This is a genomic window from Rahnella sp. BCC 1045, assembly GCF_019049615.1.
Lineage (GTDB): Bacteria > Pseudomonadota > Gammaproteobacteria > Enterobacterales > Enterobacteriaceae > Rahnella > Rahnella contaminans.
Genome location: NZ_JAFMOZ010000129.1, coordinates 37910 through 60229, shown reverse-complemented (window position 1 = coordinate 60229; position 22320 = coordinate 37910). Strand labels below are relative to the sequence as shown.

General features: G+C 56.2%; 5 protein-coding genes. 3 read left to right on the top strand and 2 right to left on the bottom strand.

The annotated features are described in order from the left end of the window. Positions 1-62 precede the first annotated feature (62 nt). Positions 63-13907 (bottom strand): Ig-like domain-containing protein, encoded by a 13845-nt coding sequence (locus tag J1782_RS14275; RefSeq protein WP_217153366.1) that lies wholly within the window; start codon positions 13905-13907, stop codon positions 63-65. Positions 13908-14660: 753 nt separating this feature from the next. Here J1782_RS14275 and J1782_RS14270 point away from each other — a divergent pair. Genes J1782_RS14270 through rcsB form a run of 3 tightly spaced genes read left to right on the top strand, consistent with a single transcriptional unit; the run spans position 14661 to position 19265 of the window. Next, complete coding sequence (locus J1782_RS14270) at positions 14661-15881, top strand: MFS transporter (protein WP_244370483.1); 1221 nt, start codon at positions 14661-14663, stop codon at positions 15879-15881. A 38-nt stretch (positions 15882-15919) separates the two neighbouring features. Then, positions 15920-18610 (top strand): phosphotransferase RcsD, encoded by a 2691-nt coding sequence (rcsD, locus tag J1782_RS14265; RefSeq protein ID WP_217153365.1) that lies wholly within the window; start codon positions 15920-15922, stop codon positions 18608-18610. Positions 18611-18614: 4 nt separating this feature from the next. Beyond that, positions 18615-19265, top strand: coding sequence for a response regulator transcription factor RcsB (gene rcsB / locus J1782_RS14260; protein WP_013574620.1), 651 nt, complete (start codon positions 18615-18617; stop codon positions 19263-19265). Between the two features lie 76 nt (positions 19266-19341). On the opposite strand, the gene rcsC is transcribed toward rcsB, so the two are convergent. After that, positions 19342-22209, bottom strand: coding sequence for a two-component system sensor histidine kinase RcsC (gene rcsC / locus J1782_RS14255; protein WP_165058265.1), 2868 nt, complete (start codon positions 22207-22209; stop codon positions 19342-19344). Between the last annotated feature and the right edge of the window lie 111 nt (positions 22210-22320).

Sequence of the window (22320 nt, the reverse complement as noted above, 5' to 3'; positions counted from 1 at the left end):
TAATTACGCCGATTGTTTTGGTGTTGCGCCTCCCCCCGCTAAAAGGGAGGCGCAGGTCTGACTTAGCTTTGCTGGACGTGTAAACCGTGTTGCACCAGTACGTCTCCCAACGTGTTGGATGTATCCAGTGAAGCGTTGTGATAAACGTCGAAGGTCAGGCCATCCACCGTACGTTGCCCGGTTTCAGCCCATGCGCCGTCGGTACCCATTTGCAGGTTCACCAGGCTGCCTTCGCCCCCTTTAATGATCACTTCATCCGTCGGGTTGTCCTTCACGTTCAGCGCCTCGTGCAGATTCAGCGAGATGCTGTTGGTGCCGGAAGTGCCCAAATCGAAGATGTCGATATGTTCAACTTTCAGCCCGAGCAAAGTCAGATCCAGATGCTGATTGGTGCCCGCCAGCAACAAGGTATCGACACCGGTTCCGCCGTCGATTTGCGAGAAATCAAGGGTATGAACCGAGATGGTGTCGTTACCGGCGCCGCCGATCGCCACGCCGTCCGTTGCCGTCAGGTCGATGGTGACACCACCAATCGAGAACGCCGTGTCCGCATGAGATGTGGTTTCCGACGTTGCACTGGTCGAGGTGCTGGTGGTGGACGAACTGGTGTCCGCCGTAACCAGCGGATCGGTCAGCGTACTGGTGGTGTGGGTGGTGGTGTCTGTGGTTGAACTGCTGGTATCGGTGGTGTGAACCGCCGCCAGCGTATGGGTGTCCTCTACCGCCAGAGACTGTACGGCGAGCGTCTGGGTGTCAGCCGGCAACGTTGAACCTACGGTCAGACCGACATGTGCATCAAAACCATTACCTGCCACATCGACGGCTTTAAGTTCAACAACCGCGCCAAGTAATGCCGCCAGCAACCCGGTCAGTCCGTAACTGCTCAGCAATGCGCTGCTGAACTTAACCGTCCATGAACCATCGGCCTGTACGGTGCCCGCCAGCGTATTCCCCAGCAGGGTCACGCTGACCAGACCGCCTTGAGCGATGTTGCGGCTGGTCCCGCTCAGCGTCAGCCCCTGTCCGCCCAGAATACCGCCCACCACGCCAAGGGTCAGGCCGAGCAACGGATTCAGCGCGACCAGTGGCAGTTCATGAGTCAGTACGGTCAGCAGGTTCGAAGACGTTGCAATGTTGCCCACGGAGTCCGTGACCACCACAGAAACCTGTGTCGAACCGTCGGCCAGCCCTTTGAGTTCTGCAGAGGTAAACGGCACGCTCCAGACGCCGTTCGTGATGGTGCCGGTATGCGTCACCGTCCCGACGGTCACGCTCACCGTACCGTTCGTCAGGTTGGACGTCCCGGTAATGTTGGTATTCACCCCCGCTTCCGCCGCATTCAGATAATGGTCGCCACCGAACAGCGTGTTGACCACCAGCGATGGCAGCGTATGAATCCCCACCGTCGCCGTTGCGTTGCCGCTCACCGCATTGCCTGCGGCGTTAGTGACGGATGCAGCCACGTTCAGTGTGCCGTCGAGCAGACTCGAAAGCGTCAGTTGCGGGATCGCGACACTAAAGGTGCCGTCGGCTTTCACCAGCGCGGTCAGGATATTACCGCCGACGTTGATGCTGACCGTCGAACCCTGCGCGTTAGTGGTAGTCCCGCTGATAGTCTGGGTGAGCAGCGCATCGGCGGCGTTGAGCAGGCCATCGCCAAACAGCGGATTGAGGGTAATGGTTGGCAGAGACTGCGCGACTACGCTCAGTACACTGGTCACCGACGCCGGGTTGCCGGTGGCATCCGTTAAACTGGCGACCACGTTTGGCGAGCCATTGAGAATGGTCTTCAGATCCACCACCGGAACGGTGACGCTGAATACGCCGCCGGTACCGGTTGTCGCCACGTAGTTTTTACCGTTGAGGCTAATCTGTACCTGAGTTCCCACCGCCACGTTGCTGGCGACACCGCTGATGGTCTGGCCCGTCAGCAGGTCAACCACGTTAAGCACGCCATCGCCAAAGATCGGATTAAGAACAATCGATGGCAGATTGTGGATACCGACGTTGATGCCGACAGTATTCGATGCGGTGTTGCCCACCGGATCGGTCACCGAGGTGACGATCGTCAGGTTGCCGTCAAGCAATCCGGCCAGTTGCAACGGCGAAAGTGACGCGGAGAATTTGCCGTCACTGCCGACGACCGCGGTCAGATTCAGCAAGCCATCACCAATGTTGATGTTGACCGTTTCACCGACGCGTCCGTTGGTCACCGTCCCGCTGATGGTCTGCGTGAGCAGCGCTTCAGCAGCATTAAGAATTCCGTCACCGCCAAAGATCGGATCCAGCACAATTTTCGGTATCGCGTTGACAATGGACGTCAGCGAACCATTGACCGTGGTGGTGTTGCCACCGCTGTCCGTGACAGAAACGCCGACCACAAAGGTGCCGTCGCCCAGTGCTTTCAGGTCACCCGGTTGCAGGGTGATGCTGAAGGCACCGGTGTTGTCGGTCACGCCGAGGAAGGTTTTCCCGCCAAGCGTCACCTGAACCTGCGTGCCGGTCGCCACACCCCCGATCGTCCCGCCAATCACCTGGGTAGTCAGGGCGTCAGCGGCGCTGAGCAGCCCGTCACCCAGCACGGAAGTGAGGTTGATGACCGGCCTGACGAGGTCGAGTACGGCGTTGGCAGCCGCAGTGCCGACGTTACCCGCCGCATCCACAACGCTGACGCTCACAGCCGCTGTCGTACCGGCCAGCGTGCTGAGAATATCCGGTGTAACGGTGACCAGGAAATGCCCCGTCGCATCGACCACGCCATTAATAGTCTGTGTACCGACCTGCACCGCAATCTCCGTTCCTGCTGCCACGTTCGACACGGTTCCGCTGATCGTCTGATTGACCAGCAAATCGGCGATATTGAGCACGCCGTCGCCAAACACCGTGTTAAGCACGACGGTTGGCAGGTTGTGGATCGCAATACCCACCGGAATCGTAGTGCTGGTGGAGTTGCCCGCCGGGTCTGTCAGCGTAATGCCTATGTTCAGATTGCCGTCGAGCAGCGTGGCCAGGTCACCCGGCAGAATGCTGATGTTCCAGGCACCCGCCGTCACCGTTGTATTGTAGGTTTTACCGCCCAGCGTGACGGTCACCTGCGTGCCATCCACTGCCGTTGCCACCCCGCCGATAGTCTGTGCGGTCAGTGCTTCGACCGCATTCAGCAGGCCGTTGCCGCCAAAGATCGGATCAAGCGCACCCAGCACCGGCAGGGTTTTTATGACGTCAATGTTCAGCGGTTCAACTTTGACGTTACCGGCAGCATCAGTGATGGTCAGGTTCAGAACCTGTGTGCCATCACCCAATGCACCCAGCAACGTTGCCGGAATGGTGAAGGCCCATGCCCCGTTGGCGCCGACGATGGCAGACAGTGTCGTGCCGTTAATCACGGTAGACACCACTGAACCCACGCCTGCGCCAATTGCCGTACCGCTGAGGATTTGCGCGACCTGAGATTCCGCCAGACTGAGGTAACCGTCGGTTAGTCCCAGTCCGCTGGCCACGCTCACATCGAGCAGTTTGTTGAAGAAAATATCCAGACCGGCTGAGACGCTGGTGGTGTTACCCGCCGCATCGGAGACCGTCGCCGCCAGGGTCAGGGAACCGTCGTTGAGCAGCAACATCTGCGCTGGCGTCAGGTTCAGAGACCAGGCGCCGCCCGGCTGAATGAGTGCCGTCCCGATGGTTGCACCACCGAGTGTCACCGTCACCGTCTGACCATCCGCACCGGAGGACGTCCCGCCGAGCACGACGTTTACCAGTGATTCAGCCAGATTAATGATGTTGTTTCCGGCAACCGCATTAAGGGCGAGCAGCGGCGCGGAAGTATCGACAGTAATCGGATGTGGCGTCGCAGCCCCGAGGTTACCGGCAGCATCCGTGACCGTCGCGGTAATGGTGTTGCCGGTGCCCTGTGGCAGCGCCTGCAAATCGGCGGCCGGTACGCTGACCGACCAGAGACCGCCCGCCAGCACGGTCGTGGTGTAGGTTTTACCGTTGAGCGAAACGGTCACCACACTGCCCACATCGTTATTGTTGTTATCAACCACCGTACCCGAAATGGTTTGCGCCGATTTCGATTCAAGGTTGTTGATAGTGTTGTCCGCAGTAAAGTCGTTGATGGTCACCACCGGCGCGCTGGTATCGACCACGACGGTTTGTGTGGCAATGGTCGGCGGAAGAAGGGTGGTTGCGGTGACCGTTGTATTGGTGCCGTTCACGAATTCAGAAGCCGCCACAGAAACTGACCAGATCCCCCCGGTGACCGTCGCCACATGCGCATTGCCCCCCACCGTCACATTCACCGGCGTGCCGTCCGGCACGTTGATGGATTTACCAGAAACGGTGATGTTGGTCGGATTGTTATCCGCCACGTTGATGACGTTGTCGCCGGTAACCGGATCAATCGTCAGCGTTGGCGTGACTGGCGGCGTCAGATCCACGCTGACCGGCAGGGAAACACCGTTAGCCAGGTTACCGGCCAGATCGGAAACTTGCGCAGTGATAATTTCACCGGTGGTCAGCGTAGCCAGTTCCGCCGGGGTCAGCGTTAATGTCCATGAGCCATCACCGAGTACCGTTGCCTGATGGGTAATGCCGCCGACAGCCACGGTCACCTGTTGCCCGGCCTGCACATTCACGGTGGTACCGGTAATGGTTTGCGGGTTCTGGCTTTCTGCATAGGTCAGGTCAAAACCGGTACCGGCAAACGAGGTGACTGCCACTGATGGAAGCAGGGTGACAGCAATGCCGACATCGGTTGAGGCCGAACCGGTATTACCGCCGCCGTCCGTCGCGGTCACGCTGATCAGCTGCGGTCCCTGCGGCAGATCGGCGATTTCCCCCGCGCTCAGAGAAACCGTCCAGTTACCGTCCGCATCTACCGTCGCGCCCGGAATTGCGATACCGCCGACAAGTACCACCACGCTTTGCCCGGCACCCGTCACGCCCGTCGTCCCGCTGAGGATGACTGGCGTTGTGGCAACCGCGGCTGCTTCGGCGGCACTCAGATAACCATCACCAAATGGCGTGTTGATGGTGACATCTGGTGCGGTGAGATAGCTGGTGAATGGCAGCGTCGCTGGCGCACTGTTGCCCGCCGCATCCGTAACCGTCACGTTGATATCATGCGTACCACTGCCCAGAGAATTCAGTACGCCCGCAGGCAGGCTGACAGTCCAGTTACCTGTGAGCGGATCGACAGTCGCGGTATAGGTGGTGCCACCGACGTCGATAGTCAGTTTAACGTTCTGGTTGTCGCCGGTGATGCCGGTGTTACCCGTGATGATGTTCACACCTGCGGCTTCAGCGATATTCAGGTTGCCGTCCGCGAAAGGTTCATTAATGACCGGCACCGGCCCGGACAGGTGGGAGGTAAAGCTTACCGTTGCATCATTATGGTTACCGACAGCATCGGTCGCGGTGACTGTGATGGCATGCGTTGCCGTCGCCAGCCCCAGCGTTGCCAGCTGGGCAGGCGTCAGGTTAAGACTCCAGACGCCGGTTGCCGCATCCACCGTTGCCGTAAACGGACTGCCCGTGATGCCCGCAATAGCGACGCTGACGGTTTGCCCTGCGCCGATCACTCCGGTTGTACCGGTAATGGTCTGCCCGCCGGTCGCCACAGAGGCTTCCGTAATATTCAGCGTGCCGTCACCGAATGGCAAATCGATGGTTGGCGCAGGCAGGGAATGAATCTGTACCCCGACAGAAACTGGCAGCACCGAGGAGTTTCCGGCGCTGTCGGTCACGGTCACGACAACCGGCCAGGTGCCATCCTGCAAGGACAACAGCTGGGCAGAAGTGAGTGAAACGCTCCAGGTTCCGTTCGCTGCATCAACCACCACCGGCACAGCGTTACCGTTGATGACCACGGTAACTGTCTGGCCTGCACTGGTGATCCCGGTGGTGCCGGTGATGACCTGTCCCAGCGGATCAGATGCTTCATCGAAGTTCAGAATGCCGTCGGTAAATGGCGTGTTGATCCCGGCTACCGGCAGTGTGTGCGTGAGGGCGGTGAAATCAAGGGTTCCGGCAGTGCTGACGTTGCCCGCACTGTCGGTGGTGGTCACGCTGATGGTGTGTGTCGCATCCGCCAGCCCCTGTAACAGACCGGAAGGCACGGTGGCCGTCCAGACGCCGTTATTGCCCACTGTTGCCAGCACCGGTGTGCCGTCAATCGTCACCAGAACGGTCTGGCCCGGACCGGTAATGCCGGTAGTACCGGTAATCAGCTGAGTGGCTGCCGCTTCGGCGGCGTTCAGAATGCCGTCGGTGAACGGCGTATTAATCGTCGGAACCGGCGGTGCGCCCAGCTCGATATCCAGACTTGCGCTGGAAGACGCCGGGTTACCGGCCACGTCCTGCGCCGTCACGGTGACCTGCACCACGCCGCTCGTCAGCCCGCTGAGCGCACCCGGCTCAACGGTTGCAGTCCAGCCAAGTCCGTCCGGATTGACCGTCCCGGATACCGGCGTCGCCAGCCCCGGAATGGTCACCAGAACGGTCGACCCCGGTGCCAGCCCGCTGCTGGTGCCGGTGAGCGTGATCCCTGCGGTTGCTTCACTGATATTGAGCACACCATCGCCGGCCACAACGCCCAGCGTCAGCACCGGCAACGCATGGATTGCCAGCGTAAAATCAGCAGAGTTACTGGCGGTGTTTCCGGCTGCATCGCTGACGCTGACGCTGACCGTTTTGTTGCCGTCCGTGGTGATGGCCTGAAGATCCACGCCCGGAATATTCAGCGTCCACACGCCGGATCCGTTGGCCGTACTGAAGTAATCCTTACCGTTAAGCGTAATTTTGACGACCAGATTCGGGTCAGTCTGACCGGTAAGCGGAAGGCCTGCCACGGCCTCAGCCAGATTGATGTAACCGTCACCGCCGGTATTCACCGTGACACTCAGCGTCGGAGCAATCAGGTCTACCGTGACGTTTTGCGTCGCAGTCGCCACATTTTGCGCCACGTCATCCGCCGTCACGGTGAAGGTGTTATTGCCCGCTGGCAATTCCTGCACCTGCGCCGCCGTCAGCGGAATGCTCCAGCTACCATTGGCCTGCACGGTCGCGGTATACGTGTGGGTATAACCTTCACCGGTGATGACCAGCGTGATAATTCCGCCCACAGGAACACGGGTTGAGGTGCCGGTAATGGTTGTCGCCTGGTTGTGTTCGATGATGTTGAAGTTGCCGTCGCCGGACACCGCGTTAATGGTCACCGTTGGCAAATCACCCGGCTGGGCAATTACGGTAGCATTGTGCGACGCCGTGGCCGGGTTCTGCGCCACATCGGTCACGGACGCCGTAACCGTCAGCGGCCCGTCGGACAATCCGACCAGATCTCCCGCCGGTACACTCGCCGTCCAGCTTCCGTTCGGCTGCACAATGGCCGTGTAGGTCTGGCCGTTAAACACCACTGTAACAACCTGGTTTGCTTCTACATGCGTCGTGGTACCGGTAATCGGTACCGGCTGGCCTTTTTCGATAGCGTTGATGTAATCATCAGTGGAAACCGCGGTAATGGTCAGCGTTGGCAAATTAGCCGCAGCCGCATCGACGCTGAAGGTATGGGTTCCGGTCGTCACGTTCCCGGCCGCATCGGTGATGGTTGCCGTCAGCGTATAGGTAGTATCCGTCAGTGCCTGCACCACACCACTTGGCAGCGTGAAGCTCCAGCTGCCATCCGGCTGAACAACAGCGTTGTACGTCACGCCGTTGAAACTCAGTACGACAGAAACCGTCTGACCGGCATCCGGCAGATCGGACGTTCCGCTGATCACCACCGGTTGCAGCGCTTCGGCGGCGTTGATGATGTTATCCGTCGCCACCGGGTTAAAGCTCAGCGTTGGCAACGTGTAATCGACTGTGATTGCACTGCTGACGGTACCCACGTTGCCGACGCTGTCGGTTGCCGTGACCAGAACCGTTTGCGGGCCTTCCGATATGGCCTGCAAATCCGTTGCGCTGAGGGTAACCGTCCAGACACCGTTCGCATCTACAGTCGCCGGGTGATCGACACCCTCAATATTCACTACCACCGTCTGGCCTGCGCCCAGAAGGCCGGTCGTCCCGGTCAGGGTTTGGGCAACATCGGCTTCATTGAGGTTGAGGAAGGTATCGCCAAACGGCGTGTTGAGTGATGGCACCGGCGGATGCGCGGCAACTACGGTGTAGGTTTCCGTCGTCGTCGTGGTATTTCCCGCCAGATCTTTCAGCGTGGCGGTCAGCGTATAGCTACCGTCTGCTGTGCCGGTCAGCGTGCCCGCCGGAACATCGAAGCTCCACGCACCGCCAGGTTGCACGACGGCCTGATAAGTCTGGCCGCCAAATTGCAATGTCACTGTCTGCCCGGCATCGGCCGCATCCGCCTGCCCGGAAAGCGTAATGATACCCGCCAGCTCCTGCGCATTGATGACGTTATCGCCTGCAACGTTGGCAAGCGTCAGCGTCGGCGGTGTGAAGTCGATATTGACTGAACCGGTCGTAGTGCCGGTGTTGCCACCGGCATCGGTCACGTTAACCTGAATTGGCGTCGGGCCTTCGGTTACACCGGTCAGGGTGCCCGCTGGCACGGTGACCGTCCAGGTGCCATTGCTGGCGACAGTGCCGGTCAGGGTATAACCGTCGATGATCACCTCAACCGTCTGGCCGTCACCGGTCAGGCCGGTCGTCCCGGTCAGAGTCTGTACGGCGGCCGCTTCAGCGGTGCCCAACTGGCCGTCACCAAACGGTGCATTGATGGTCGGGACAGGTACCTGCGTGTAAATGCCAATATCGACCGTACTGGTGACGTTACCCAAATCGGTGCTCACCGTGGTGGCGATCACATGGCTGGTGCCATCCGCCAGCCCCGCAAAGGCGGATGATGGAATATTGACTGACCAGTGCCCGGCCGCATCAATAACCGTTGTCGGGTAATTCTGCCCGCCCAACGATACGGTGACGACTGTGCCAATCGGCACATTGCTGGTGGTGCCGCTGACGGTGATCCCCGCAGCCGCCTCCGTCGCGTTGACGTTATTGTCACCGGCAATGGTATCAATCGAAATCCCCCCCAGCGTTGTATCTACCGTAATCGGGTGCGAGGCGTTTTGCGGATTCCCCGCCTTGTCACTTACGCTGGCCGTAATGATAAACTGGGAATTACCCAGTTCCTGTAAATCAACCGCCGGAACGGAAACGCTCCACGCACCGCTGGCCTGCACAGTGGCGCTATAAGTGTGTGCACCCAGCGTAATCGTCACTGTCTGACCTGCTTCCACATGCGTCGTGGTTCCGCTGATCAGCTGCGCGGTCTGTTGCTCGGCGCCATTAAGCACATCATCACCGGCGAAGGTGTTAACGGTAATCGTTGGCAGAAGCGCCGGATCCGCCACGATAGTCACCGGCGTGCTGGTGCTGCCGGTATTGCCTGCCGCATCGGTAATGCTCGCCGTCAGGGTGTACTGACCGTTAGCAACGCTGGCCAGCGCGTCAGCCGGAATATTCACCGTCCACGCGCCCCCCGCAGCGACCACGCCGGTGTAAGTGTGCCCGCCGATGGAAACCGTCACGGTCTGGCCGACTTCTGTCACGCCTGTCGTGCCGGTTACCGCAATAACAGCGTCCGCTTCAGCAGCATTAATGGTGCCATCACCGGCAACAGGGTTGATTGTGACGGTCGGTGCGACGGTATCAACAGTGACCGGGACCGTGATGTTGCTGGTATTGCCCGCGGCATCGGAAGCCGCGACCTGAACCGTTGTCCCCCCCTGACCCAGTGTGGAAAGCGCCGTTGACGGAACGGTCACGGTGAATGAACCGTCGCCGCCCACCGTTGCGGTATACGTTTCCCCGCCCAGCGTCACAGTGACAGTTTGCCCGTTGCCGGACACGCCGGTGTTACCGGTCAGCGTCTGACTGGTCGCTGTTTCAGCGGCATTCAGAATGCCATCGCCAAATGGCGGGTTGAGGGTCACGGCTGGCAGGTTATGAATGATGACGTTCAGAACGTCGGTGTTGCTGACCGGGTTCCCTGTCGCATCGGTCGCGCTGACACGAATCGTGTTCGGGCCATCGCTGAGCGTCGCCAGATCGCTGGCTGAAACCAGCGCACTCCAGGCACCGCCAACGCCGACAGTGGCGGTGTAGGTTTTACCGTTCAGCGTAATGGTCACGACGCCGTTCACCGGCACGTTGACCGAGGTTCCGCTGATGGTAACACCCGCCGCCGCCTCAAGAGCGTTCAGCTGGTTATCGCCGGTCACCGGATCCACGGACAGGCCGCTTTGCAGGTTGTTAACGGTGATCTCTTCCGAATCGCTGGCCGGATTCCCGGCTTTGTCGAGCACGGTGGCGGTGATTTGCAGCGTTCCGTTAGTCAGTGCGGTCAGCGCCGAAGAAGGGACGCTGGTGCTCCAGCTGCCATTTGCCTGCACGGTCGCCGTGTAAGTAATGCCGTTGAGCAGGATGGAAACGACCTGACCGGCTTCCACATGCGTGGTCGTGCCGCTCAGGGTCTGCGCCGCTCTCTGCTCAGCTCCATCGACAATGTTGTCACCAGCAAAGGCATTGAGGGTAATGGTCGGCGCGGAGGCCGGATCGGTGGCCAGCTGAACGTTAGCGCTGACTGTCGTGCTATTGCCCGCCGCATCCGAAAGCTGTGCGGTCAGCGGATATTGTCCGTCGGCCACACCGGCCAGCGCACCGGCTGGCACTGTCACACTCCACTGTCCGTTGACGCCGACAACGCCGGTATAAGTCTGGCCGTTTAGCGTCACCGTGACGGTGCGCCCCGCATCCGCAACAGAGGCGGTGCCGGTGACGGCGATGTCTGCCGCCGCCTCACTGATATTGACGTAACCGTCGCCGGAAACCGGGTTGATGGTCAGCACAGGCGCGGTCAGATCGACCGTTGTGGTGGCGTTCAGCGTGGCGGTGTTGCCTGCGCTGTCCGTTACATTGACCACTATCGCATTACTGCCCGCCGGTAACGCCTGCAAATCGGCGGACGGAAGGCTGACCGACCATGCGCCGGTACCATCCACCGTGGCGTTGTAGGTATGTCCGCCAATCGTCACGGTCACAATCTGTCCGTCACCGACTTTCCCGGTGGTGCCGGTCAGAGTTTCAGCTGTTGCCGCTTCGGCAATATTGAGATAACCGTCGCCAAACGGTGTGTTAAGCGTCGGTACCGGACTGATCGCATCGTAATTGACCGAAACGCTGTTACTTACCGTCGAGCCATCCATTGCCTGAACAATCGCGGTAAATTGCAGGTTGCCCGTCAGGCCCCCTGCCGCAGCAAGCAAATCGTTGGATGTCAGTTGCACCGACCAGGTACCGTCCGGCTGTACCAGCGCCAGACGAACCAGGGATCCGAAAGTAAGTTGTACCAGCTCAAAGGTTGAGACCCCCAGCGTGGTACCGGTCACCAGGAAACCGTTCTGCGTTTCCTGCACGTTGATAACGTTGTCGCCGGTAATCGGCGCAATGGAGATACCTTCCTGCGTAATATCCACATTGAAGGTGTCGGTGCCCGGAGTGGCCGCATTACCGGCCTTATCCGAAACCGTCGCCGTAATAGTTTGCGTACCGTTTGTCAGCACAATCATATCCGCAGCCGGAACGATGACGTTCCAGTTACCGCTGGCCTGAACAGTAGCGGTATAGGTATGTCCGTTCAGGGTGATCGTCACAATCTGACCGGCTTCTACCCGCGTTGTGGTGCCGCTTAATACCTGCGCCGTTTTGACTTCCGCACCGTTGATAAAATCATCTCCGGTAAACGGATTGATGCTGATAACCGGCGGCAGGAGAGGATCGGAAGCCACGTGGATCGTGCTGGTATTGGTGGTCTGGTTGCCTGCAGTGTCAGTCAGGGTCGCGGTGACCGTGACGTCCTGATCGAGATTACTCAGGGAACCGGCCGGAATACTCACGCTCCAGGTGCCGTTCGGCTGAACCACCGCGCCGGGATAATCCACGCCGTTGATGGTGATAACTACCGGACGCCCTGCTTCACTGACCGATGCTGTCCCGGTCAGGATCATGACCCCCGCGGCTTCGGCCACGCTGATATAACCGTCGCCTTCCAGCGGATTGACGGTCAGGGTTGGCGCAATGGTGTCAACGCTCACTGGCGTGGTGAGGGTGTTATGGTTGCCCGCGGTGTCCGTCACGGTCACCGTAATATTGTTGGTGCCTTGTGGCAGAGTGCCGAGTACAGACGGCGGTACGCTGACGGTAAAGCTGCCGTCGCTGTCGACCGTGCCGGTGAGTTGCTGCCCGCCAATGGTCACGGTAACTGTCTGGCCGTCGCCTTTCAGGCCGGTGTTACCCGTCAGAATCTGCGTGGCGGTGGATTCAGTGCCATCAAGCGTGTTATCGCCGCCAAATACCGGATCCAGCGTTGGCGGGACGCCGTGAATGGCAACATTAAGACCGGCCGACTGACTGATAGTATCGCCCTGAGCATCAACCAGACTGACGGTCAGGGTCGTTTCGCCATCGGTCAGCGCCTGTAGCGCCGGGGAAGGCACGCTCAGGCTCCAGCCGCCGTCAGCGTTAGTGGTTGTGTGATACGTCACACCGCCAAGAACCACGGTAATTTGCGTACCCGCCGCGACATTTGACGTCGTTCCGGTGATCACCAGCGCGGACTGTGCTTCGGTTGCATTGAGCTGGCCGTCGCCGGAAATCGGATTGACGGTCAGAATGCCCGCGCTGTCATTGATGACAAAGCTTTCCGGTGTCGTGGTTGAGTTACCGGCGGCATCCGTCAGCGAGGTGGTGAGGGTGTAATTCCCTTCGGCCAGCGCAGAAACGACGTTGGCCGGAATAGTGACGGACCAGGTGCCCTCTGAGGTCACGGTGGCGCTGTAGTGCACGCCGTTAAGCACCACATCGACGGTGCGCCCGGCTTCAGAAACCGAGGCGGTTCCACTCACGACCAGCGGTTGCTGATGTTCAATCGCATCGATGACGTTGTCGCCATCCACCGGATTGACTGTCAGCACCGGCGGTGTGGTATCAACCACCACGGTGACGCTTTTGGTCACGCTATCGCCATTGGTGTTGGTTACAGTCACACTGACCACGTAAGTGCCGTCGGCCAGCGTGTGCAGCTCAGCCGCCGTCAGCGGAACACTCCAGTTGCCATTGCCGTCAACGGTGGTTGTGAAGGTTTTGCCATTGATGGTCAGCACGATGGTGCTGCCTGCGGCGGCGTGAGTGGTGCCACCGGTGAAATTCTGAGTACTTTCTGCGGCCGTTTTATTGACGACGTTGCCGTTGGCAAACGTGGCCAGCGTCAGCGTTGGCGCTTCATTGGTGGTTCCGCCGTTGTTGCCGCCGTTATTCCCACCATTGTTGCCACCGTTATTCCCGCCATTGTTACCGCCGTTATTCCCGCCATTGTTGCCGCCATCACTTCCGCCGTTATTACTGCTGCTGCCCCCGCCGCCACCACCGCCGCCGGCGGCAATCGCGATACCCGCGCCGAGCGCCACAACGCCCAGCACCGCGGCTAATACGCCCGGGCTAAAACTTGAGGAATCTTCAAGCAGAACACCGATATCCGGGATGGTCTGATAAGCGGGAACAATCGGTACGGCACCGGCTGTGGCACCGGTATCGACAAACGCGGCGTGTTCAATGGGATGAACACCATCATCGAATACCAGAACGCTGTCTTCGGCACCTTCGGTGTTGAAGAAACTGTGGTAGCGGACGGTGCTGCCGTCTTTCATGTGGATGACGAGATCATTGCCCACGCGCTCATAGCTGGACACCGCTTCACGGGTGCCGTGAATGCGAATTATGCTGGCCTGATTGAGGGTAACATCCTGACTGGCACTGGAAACCTGAGAGATTACTGCACCATTTTTACGAGAGAGAACATCAATAACAACGCTACCGTTCTGAGCCATGTTGTACCCCTATAACATCCAGTTGAGACTCACACGCGCATGGCCCACGCTTTCCGTTATCGGAGAAGAGCGGTTCAGCAGGTATGATGACCATTACGAAAATGGGTTAACTTCCAACTGGTGTTGGGGAATGCCATAGACTACAAATCGAGCAATTAACACGTCACTTAAGGCTAGAATGTTCTTTTTATGTAATCGTTACGGTAACTTTTTGTCCGAAACTCCATAAGTTATATGCATGATTTAAGTTAAGTGCATAAAAAAAAGATAATCTTTAAGATAAAATTTATTTATCGTTTGGAGTGGAAATATAAGTTTGACGCGAGGTAATTCCTGTTCTAGCCCAAAGCGTTAAAAAACAACATGATGATAAATAACAAGTTTGCAACTTCATCTTAAAGACTAAGCGGGATCATTATTAATAAAATCAAGCATTAGCCGCACTGATAACTCATCAAATTGACTTACCAATTGTGTGATCGCCTCTTAGATTTTCTGGCACTACTGTATTCCGCCAGCAAATATTTAAGACTATGCGCAATCACAGTGACTTATGCTTTCTGATAAGATGCCCGGTTAGTAAGTTTGTGTGATGTTTTTCAGAACCTCTCAGCCGTTAAAAGCCGACGGATTAAGCGAAAACCGGGTTGTCTTGCCCCCCTTCCGGCCCGTTTCAGAGAGAAAACCGGCAGCAGGATTGATTAATTAATTTTTTTTATAATTTCGCCAATCAGTACAAAGGGATTTTGCACCATGCCTCATGACCCGCTGCTCACACAGCCTGCTACAGAAAGTGTTTCAGACGTTGATTCACAGAATTCTTCAGAAGAACAAATCGCCGGAACGCCACAGCCCGGCGTCGCACAGCAACACGCGACACGGCTTATTTTTCTGCTTTCCGGCTTTGCCATGGCAGCCTGGGCGCCGCTGGTGCCGTTTGTGAAATTGCGGCTCGATATCAGCGACGGCACGCTCGGATTATTGCTTCTGTGTATCGGCGCAGGCTCGACGTTTTCGATGCCGCTGACCGGTTTTCTCACCGGTAAACTCGGGTGCAAAACCGTGATTTTAATCGCCAGCACATTGCTTTTGCTGGCGCTGCCGTTACTGACACTAATGAACAGCGTTGAAGGTATGGCACTGATTTTGCTGGTATTCGGCGCAGCAATTGGCATGGTCGATGTGGCTATGAACGTTCACGCCGTGGTGGTCGAAAAAGCCAGCGGACGCGCGATGATGTCCGGGTTCCATGGCTTTTTCAGCATGGGCAGTATTTTTGGCGCACTGGCCATCACCGGCCTGCTCTTTCTGGGCATGACACCGTTTATTTCGGTGATGATCGTGGTGGCCGCGCTGGCTGTTTTAGTGGTGCTGACCAGCCCTCATTTTTGGAAAGACACCCGTCACGACGGCGACGGGCCGATGTTTGTTCTGCCGCGCGGCTGGGTGATTTTGCTCGGTTTTTTATGTTTTGTGATGTTCCTGACCGAAGGCTCAATGCTGGACTGGGGCGCGCTGTTCCTGACCACGGAACGCGGTGTTTCCGCCCATCAGGCCGGTCTGGGTTATGCGGTGTTTTCTATTGCGATGACCCTGGGCCGCCTGACCGGCGACCGTATTATTGCGGCAATGGGACGTTATAAAGTGCTGATGTTTGGCAGCCTTTGCGCCAGCCTTGGTATGATTTTACTGACCACGGTAGACAATCTCTGGTTTGCCGGTCTCGGCTTCATCATGACCGGTTTTGGTGCGTCGAATCTGGTGCCTATTATGTTCAGCGCCGCGGGGAATCAGACGGCGATGCCCGCCAGCATGGCTATCGCTTCCGTGACAACCCTGGGTTATGCCGGTATTTTGGCGGGTCCCGCGCTGATTGGCTTTATCGCGCAACTGAGCAGTTTGTCTGTCGCACTGGGCTGCGTGGCAGCAATGATGTTATGTGTCACGGCCTGCGCGAAAGCCGTGCTCCGATAAAAGAGTGATAACAAGAATGAAGGAAAAAATTCATCATCATGGCTGGTAAATATTTATCACTGACATCAACCAACATTACGCGTTTCTTCTGGTTGTTCATTCTGCTGCTGGTCGTGGGGCTGGGCCTTTACGGTTACAACTACACCAACGCGTACATGAATGACAAACTGCACACGACGCAAACTCTTGCCGATCAGTTGCAAAAACGCATCGATAAATATCGCTACATGACTTACCAGATTTACGATGATTTTTCCGGTCAGCCGATGACGCCCGATGCAGTGAATGCGCAGGAAATCCGTCTTCGTCAGGATATGTTCTTCGTCTCCAAGCCGCATAAGAAAACGGATGCGCTGATCTTCGGTACGCACGACAGCTCGACGCTGGATCTCACGTTGAAGGTCTCGGCATTTCTCGACGATCAGTGGGGCTCAACCACCCTGCCTTATTCCCTGTATTATCTGAATGGCCAGGACAACAGCATGATGCTGATTACCACCGTGCCGTTGCAGCAGCAGGATTCCCGGCTGAAAGAAAACTATTTCACCAGCACGCTGCAATCGCGCCGTGCGGAAATGCTCCAGCAAGCCAACACGCTGGACGAGCGGGAAAGTTATTCTCCGCTGCGCAAATCCCGCCAGAGCAATGAATATTCATTCTCCCTGCGCACGACCTTCAATAATCCGGGTCATCTGGCAACGGTAATTGCCTTTGATTTACCGATGAGCGACCTGATCCCGTCGAGCATGGCGCGGGATAATTTCCAGCTCAACGGCAATACCTCGGACGTCAATGAAGGGGATCCGACCGACGACGGCGCCGCGAGCACCATTGCGCTGCAAGGCTGGTCGCTGGTCTTTAATGTCCCTCTGAACAACTCTCCGCTGTCGCTGACTTACCATGTGCCGCTGTTTAGCCTGGTCGTGGATCTGTCGCGCAACAACTTCTGGCTGATCCTCATCAATCTGTTCCTGATGGGACTTGCGATGGCGAGTATCTATTTCATCCGCCATCAGTACATCCGCCCGAGCGAAAATATGGCGGCGCAGTTGCAGATGCAGCAGGCGCTCAATCAGGAAATTATCTCCGGTCTGCCGCTCGGATTGCTGGTGTACAATTTCAGTAACCACAGCGTGATCCTGAGCAACAAGATTGCCGATCAGCTGTTGCCGCACCTGAGCCTCAATAAAATTGCCAATATGGCCGAGCAGCATCACGGTACGATACAGGCCACCGTCAATAATGAGGTGTACGAGATACGCATGCTCCGCAGCCAGATTTCATCGGAAACCTACCTGTTCATGCTGCACGATCAGGACAAAGAAGTGATGGTGAACCGGACGCTGCAACAGGCCAAACGCGAGTTCGAAAAGAACCTCCAGGCGCGCAAACTGATGCTGCATAATCTGGGCATTGAGCTTAACCAGCCGCTTCAGGAACTCAACGGACTGGCGCAGGCGCTGACCGAAGAACAGCAACCGGAAGAGCGTCTGGCGCTGGAAGCCAAACTGCTCAATGAATCGCGTAACGCACTGACGCTGGTGGATAATATTACCCTGCTGACGCGGCTGGAAACGCAGGACTGGCAGCCTTCCAGCGACGGTTATGTGTTATCGGCGATGGTTGATGAACTGTTACTCGACGCCCTGCCCCGCCTCAGCCAGAAAGGGCTCGGGCTGCTGAACCATTTCCAGATTGCGCCGGAAGCGTCCTTTGTGGGCGATATGCAGGCGGTGAAGAAAATTCTGTCGCTGCTGATCGATTACGCCATCGTTACCACGTCGCTGGGCAAAATCACGCTGACCAGTGAACAGGACGAAGATCGCCCGGATCAGCTGATTTTCCACATTACCGACACCGGCAGCGGAATTTCGAAGGAAGAATTGAGCAATCTGAATTATCCTTTCCTGAGCCAGACGTTAGTTGATCGCTTTAATCACGGGTCAGGACTGACGTTCTTCCTGTGTAATCAGCTGTGCAAGAAGCTCGGCGGTCAGCTCGAAATCCGCAGTAAGCTGAACATCGGAACCCGCTACACCGTGCGCGTGAAGCAGCGTCCGCAGGCGCAGGAAGTGGAAGCCGAACATGAGCAGTTGCTCAATGATGTCACGGTTTTACTCGACATCACCTCGGAAGAAGTTCGCGGCATTGTCACCCGCACCATGAATGCATATGGCGCGGTGTGTATTGTGGCAGACGAGCGCCAGGTGACGCGCGAGTACGACGTTTTACTGACGGATAATGCGCAAAACAGCGATAAATATACGCTGCTGCTGACCGACGATGAAGCCGGTTTCCAGCCGCTTGAAAAGCATTATATTCGCGTCAATTACAACATCAGCAGTGCGCTGATCGACGCAACCTTACTGTTAATCGAACAGCAATTTTCTGTTTCCGATGACAGTGTTTCACCCGAAGAACCCGGCGAAGACTCTCTCGATCAGTACGAAAAGCAGTTAAAATCAAGCGATTACTATCAGCTTTTTGTCGAGACAGTACCGGAAGATCTTGAGAAACTGTATAATGAAAACCAACGTCGTGATTTTACGTCACTGTCACAAACAGCACATCGCCTTAAGGGGGTATTCGCCATGCTGAATCTGACTCCCGGCAAGCAAATGTGCGAAGCGTTAGAACAATACATCGCAGACGGCGATGCATTACAGATTACTGAAACCATCAATCACATTGATTCTTTTGTCTCCAGACTGCTCCAGCAAGGTAGCTAATCACATGAATAATATGAACGTAATTATTGCTGATGACCATCCTATCGTCCTGTTTGGTATTCGTAAGTCCCTTGAACAAATTGAATGGGTGAACGTTGTCGGTGAATTTGAAGACTCGACAGCACTGGTTAACAGCTTAAGCAAACTTGACGCCCATGTTCTGATTACTGACCTTTCAATGCCAGGCGACAAATTCGGCGACGGCATTACGCTGATCAAGTACATCAAACGTCACTATCCGCAGCTGTCCATTATTGTTCTGACCATGAACAATAATCCGGCGATCCTGAGCTCTGTCCTGGATCTGGATATTGAAGGGATTGTGCTAAAACAAGGCGCGCCAACCGATTTACCGAAAGCGCTGGCCGCGTTGCAGAAGGGCAAGAAGTTTACCCCTGACAGCGTTGCCAAATTGCTGGAAAAAATCAGCGCCAACGGTTACGGCGACAAGCGTCTGTCTCCGAAAGAAAGCGAAGTTCTGCGTCTGTTTGCAGAAGGCTTCCTGGTGACAGAGATTGCTAAAAAGCTGAACCGCAGCATCAAAACCATCAGCAGCCAGAAGAAATCTGCGATGCTTAAACTGGGAGTGGAAAACGATATCGCCCTGCTTAACTACCTGTCTTCCGTCAGTTCCCAGCCAGTCGATAAAGACTAACGTTTCAGGACGTTACTCTGATTATTGAACGTTAAGACATAAAAAAAGGCACCTCCGGGTGCCTTTTGCTTTTCTATTACTGCTCACTTTCCCGTTTCTTGCGAACCAGCGCGCTGTAGTAACTCAGCGTATCGCGCAACGTCTCCAGCGTGACCGGTTTCGACAGGCAGTTATCCATCCCCGCTTCCAGACAACGCTGACGTTGTTCGGCCAGTGCGTTGGCAGTCACGCCAATCACCGGCAGCGTATGGCCCAGCTCACGCAGTTTTTGGGTCAGCCCGTAACCATCCAGCCGTGGCATGTTTACGTCACTGAGAACGATGTCGATTTCATGGGAACGCATGGCGTCCAGCGCGTCCATACCGTCATTCGCCGTCACCACGACGTATCCCATCGTGCCCAGCTGATCTGCCAGCAGACGCCGGTTGATCGGATGGTCATCCACCACCAGCAATGTGATATCGCTGTAATCGTGAACCACAGTGGCTTCCGGTGCCGGTAAACCGCCTTCTTCTGCTGACGTTTCCAGCCGGTAAATACGGTTAAGCAGCGCGGTGATTTCCAGCGGCGTCGAGGTGCTGTGAACCCAGTACCCCGGGCGTGTCTCGACCGGCGGCCCGATGTGCGCGATAGAAAACTCAATCTGTGCCGCCAGTTCACCTTTGTGGATGAGCGGCGTATCGGTGATCAGCACATCTTCGCGCTGGCTTTGCATTCCTGCCTCAAAGCGCTGAATATTCGCGCCGTGGTAACGTAGCAGCTGCATCAGATAGCTTTCCAGATACGCGTTACGCACATCCAGCCAGACCGTTTTGTCCTGCCAGTTATCGAGCGGTTCTTCGGACGGGAACGTGGCGTTGTACAACGGAATACGCACGGTAAACGAACTGCCCAGCCCCGGTTCGGATTCAACGTCAATGTCGCCATCCATCAGGTTGATCAGCTTTTCACAAATCGCCAGCCCGAGCCCGGTGCCCTGGAAGTGGCGCTGCACGCCGGTTCCGACCTGGAAGAACGGGTCAAACAGGCGGGTGATTTCCCGCTCCGGGATGCCCACGCCGGTATCGCGCACCTGGAATTCCAGATAATTACCGCAGGTTCTGACGTTCAAAACGATACAGCCGGTATCGGTAAATTTGATCGCGTTATTCAGGATATTCGAAATGACCTGCTGCAAACGCACCGGATCGCCGTTAAACGACAGCGGCACGTTGTGCTCGATAAAACAGTAAAGGCCGAGGTGCTTTTTCACCACCAGCGGCAGATAGTTGCCGGCAATGTGGGTAATCACTTCACGGCACGAGAATTCCTGCGGCTCGATTTTCAGCTGCTCGGATTCAATTTTCGAGAAGTCGAGAATGTCGCTGATGATTTTCAGTAAAAGCGCCGAGGAGTTGTTCATCGCCGTTACCAGACGGTCAACGCCCTGCGGCAGCCCCTGCGTTTGCAGTAAATCCAGGTTACCGATAATCCCATACAGCGGCGTACGCAATTCATGGCTGACCGTCGCCAGGAACATGGATTTCGACTGGCTGGCCTGTTCCGCCGCATTGGCCATTTCCTGGAGTGATTCCTCCATTTTCACCCGCGAGCTGACGTCTATCAGAACGCAGATCGCCACGTCTTCATTCCGGTAGCGAGAGTGAACGAAACTCAGCTGGATGTTGTTGTTATTCTTGGTAATCACATCAACAAAATTGACCTGCTGGTCGCAGATGATCCGCGTAATACGCTGGCGGTCTTCCTGCGTCAGCATATTGATATAATTATGCGCCAGCTCATTACTCAGGATATTCACGCCATCACTGATGCGCAGAATCGAAATTCCTACCGGCGCCGAGGCAACGATTTTATGGTTAAACTGCTCATGTTCTTCCAGACGGAACGCGTTTTCTTCCGCCGGTAAAAACATCTTACGCTCAAATACCCAGGCCAGAATAAACAGCAGCAGACCGGAGAAGATATTCAGCAATACGGCGTTGAAAATCAGTATCTTGAACCGTTCAAGCAGCGTGTTGAACGGCATTGAATAGACTACGCTCAGCGTGGATGGTGTCAGCGGCTTTTTATAAATGAGATCTTTATAGCCGTTCATGTAGCCGAAATAAGAGCTTTCTTCCGGGTAATTTCCCAGCGTCGCCGTGTTACCGTCATCTTCAGAAATGCTCAGCAACGGCTGATCGTCTTCATCCAGCAGCGTCACGCCGGTGTGCTGGGCATTAGGATTCAGTAAATCTTCAAGACGCAAATTTTGCTGAATACCCATCAGCGCTTCGAGTTTATTACCGACATAAATTGGGGTTAATACATAAAGATAGCCGGAATCTTTATTACCGGACTGCGACACCCAGTACAGGCTGTTGGCCTTGTCCTGGTTTTTACCGTTGCGGTATTGCAGGATTTTCTCATGCAACGATTTCAGCTGCTCCTGACTTTCACGCTCCAGCGGTTCGCTGCTGACCCCAAAATCCACCAGACACAAATTCTCGCCGCTGATATAGAACACACGGTTCAGATCGTAAGCATCGGAGAAATTGTCTTTCCAGTAATGGATCATGTTACCAAGCGACGCCAGCGAGTTGCGGTAGCTGCTGTTTATCTGAGAACAATCGGACTCAGGAAACAGTGAAAGATAGGTCGGCGGCGTGCTTTTGGTGCTGATCATGCCATTGATGATATCCAGCCCGTTCATGGAATCGCTGAGACGCTTCTCGGCCATAAACTTTATGCTGTGCATGACGTCATTGGAGTTTTTGACGTAGCTCTGCGCCAGATCGTAGTTGAGGTTATCCTCATCGCGGATCTCAGATTCTTTGTTGTGGAAGATATTCAGCACATAAAAGGTGGTCAGCAGCACACCCAGTGTCCACAACATAAGCGCCAGCACCCGGAACAGATAGCGGGATATTTTTAGCGTTGTTCGAAACGAAGCAAGATATTTCAAGGATTAACCATCGGTGTAACGGCTCAGTGAGCAGGATACGTTTAGGATTCAGAATACACTATTGTCGTGGTTTCTAAAAAATACGATGTTAATAAAAAAGGCATAACACGT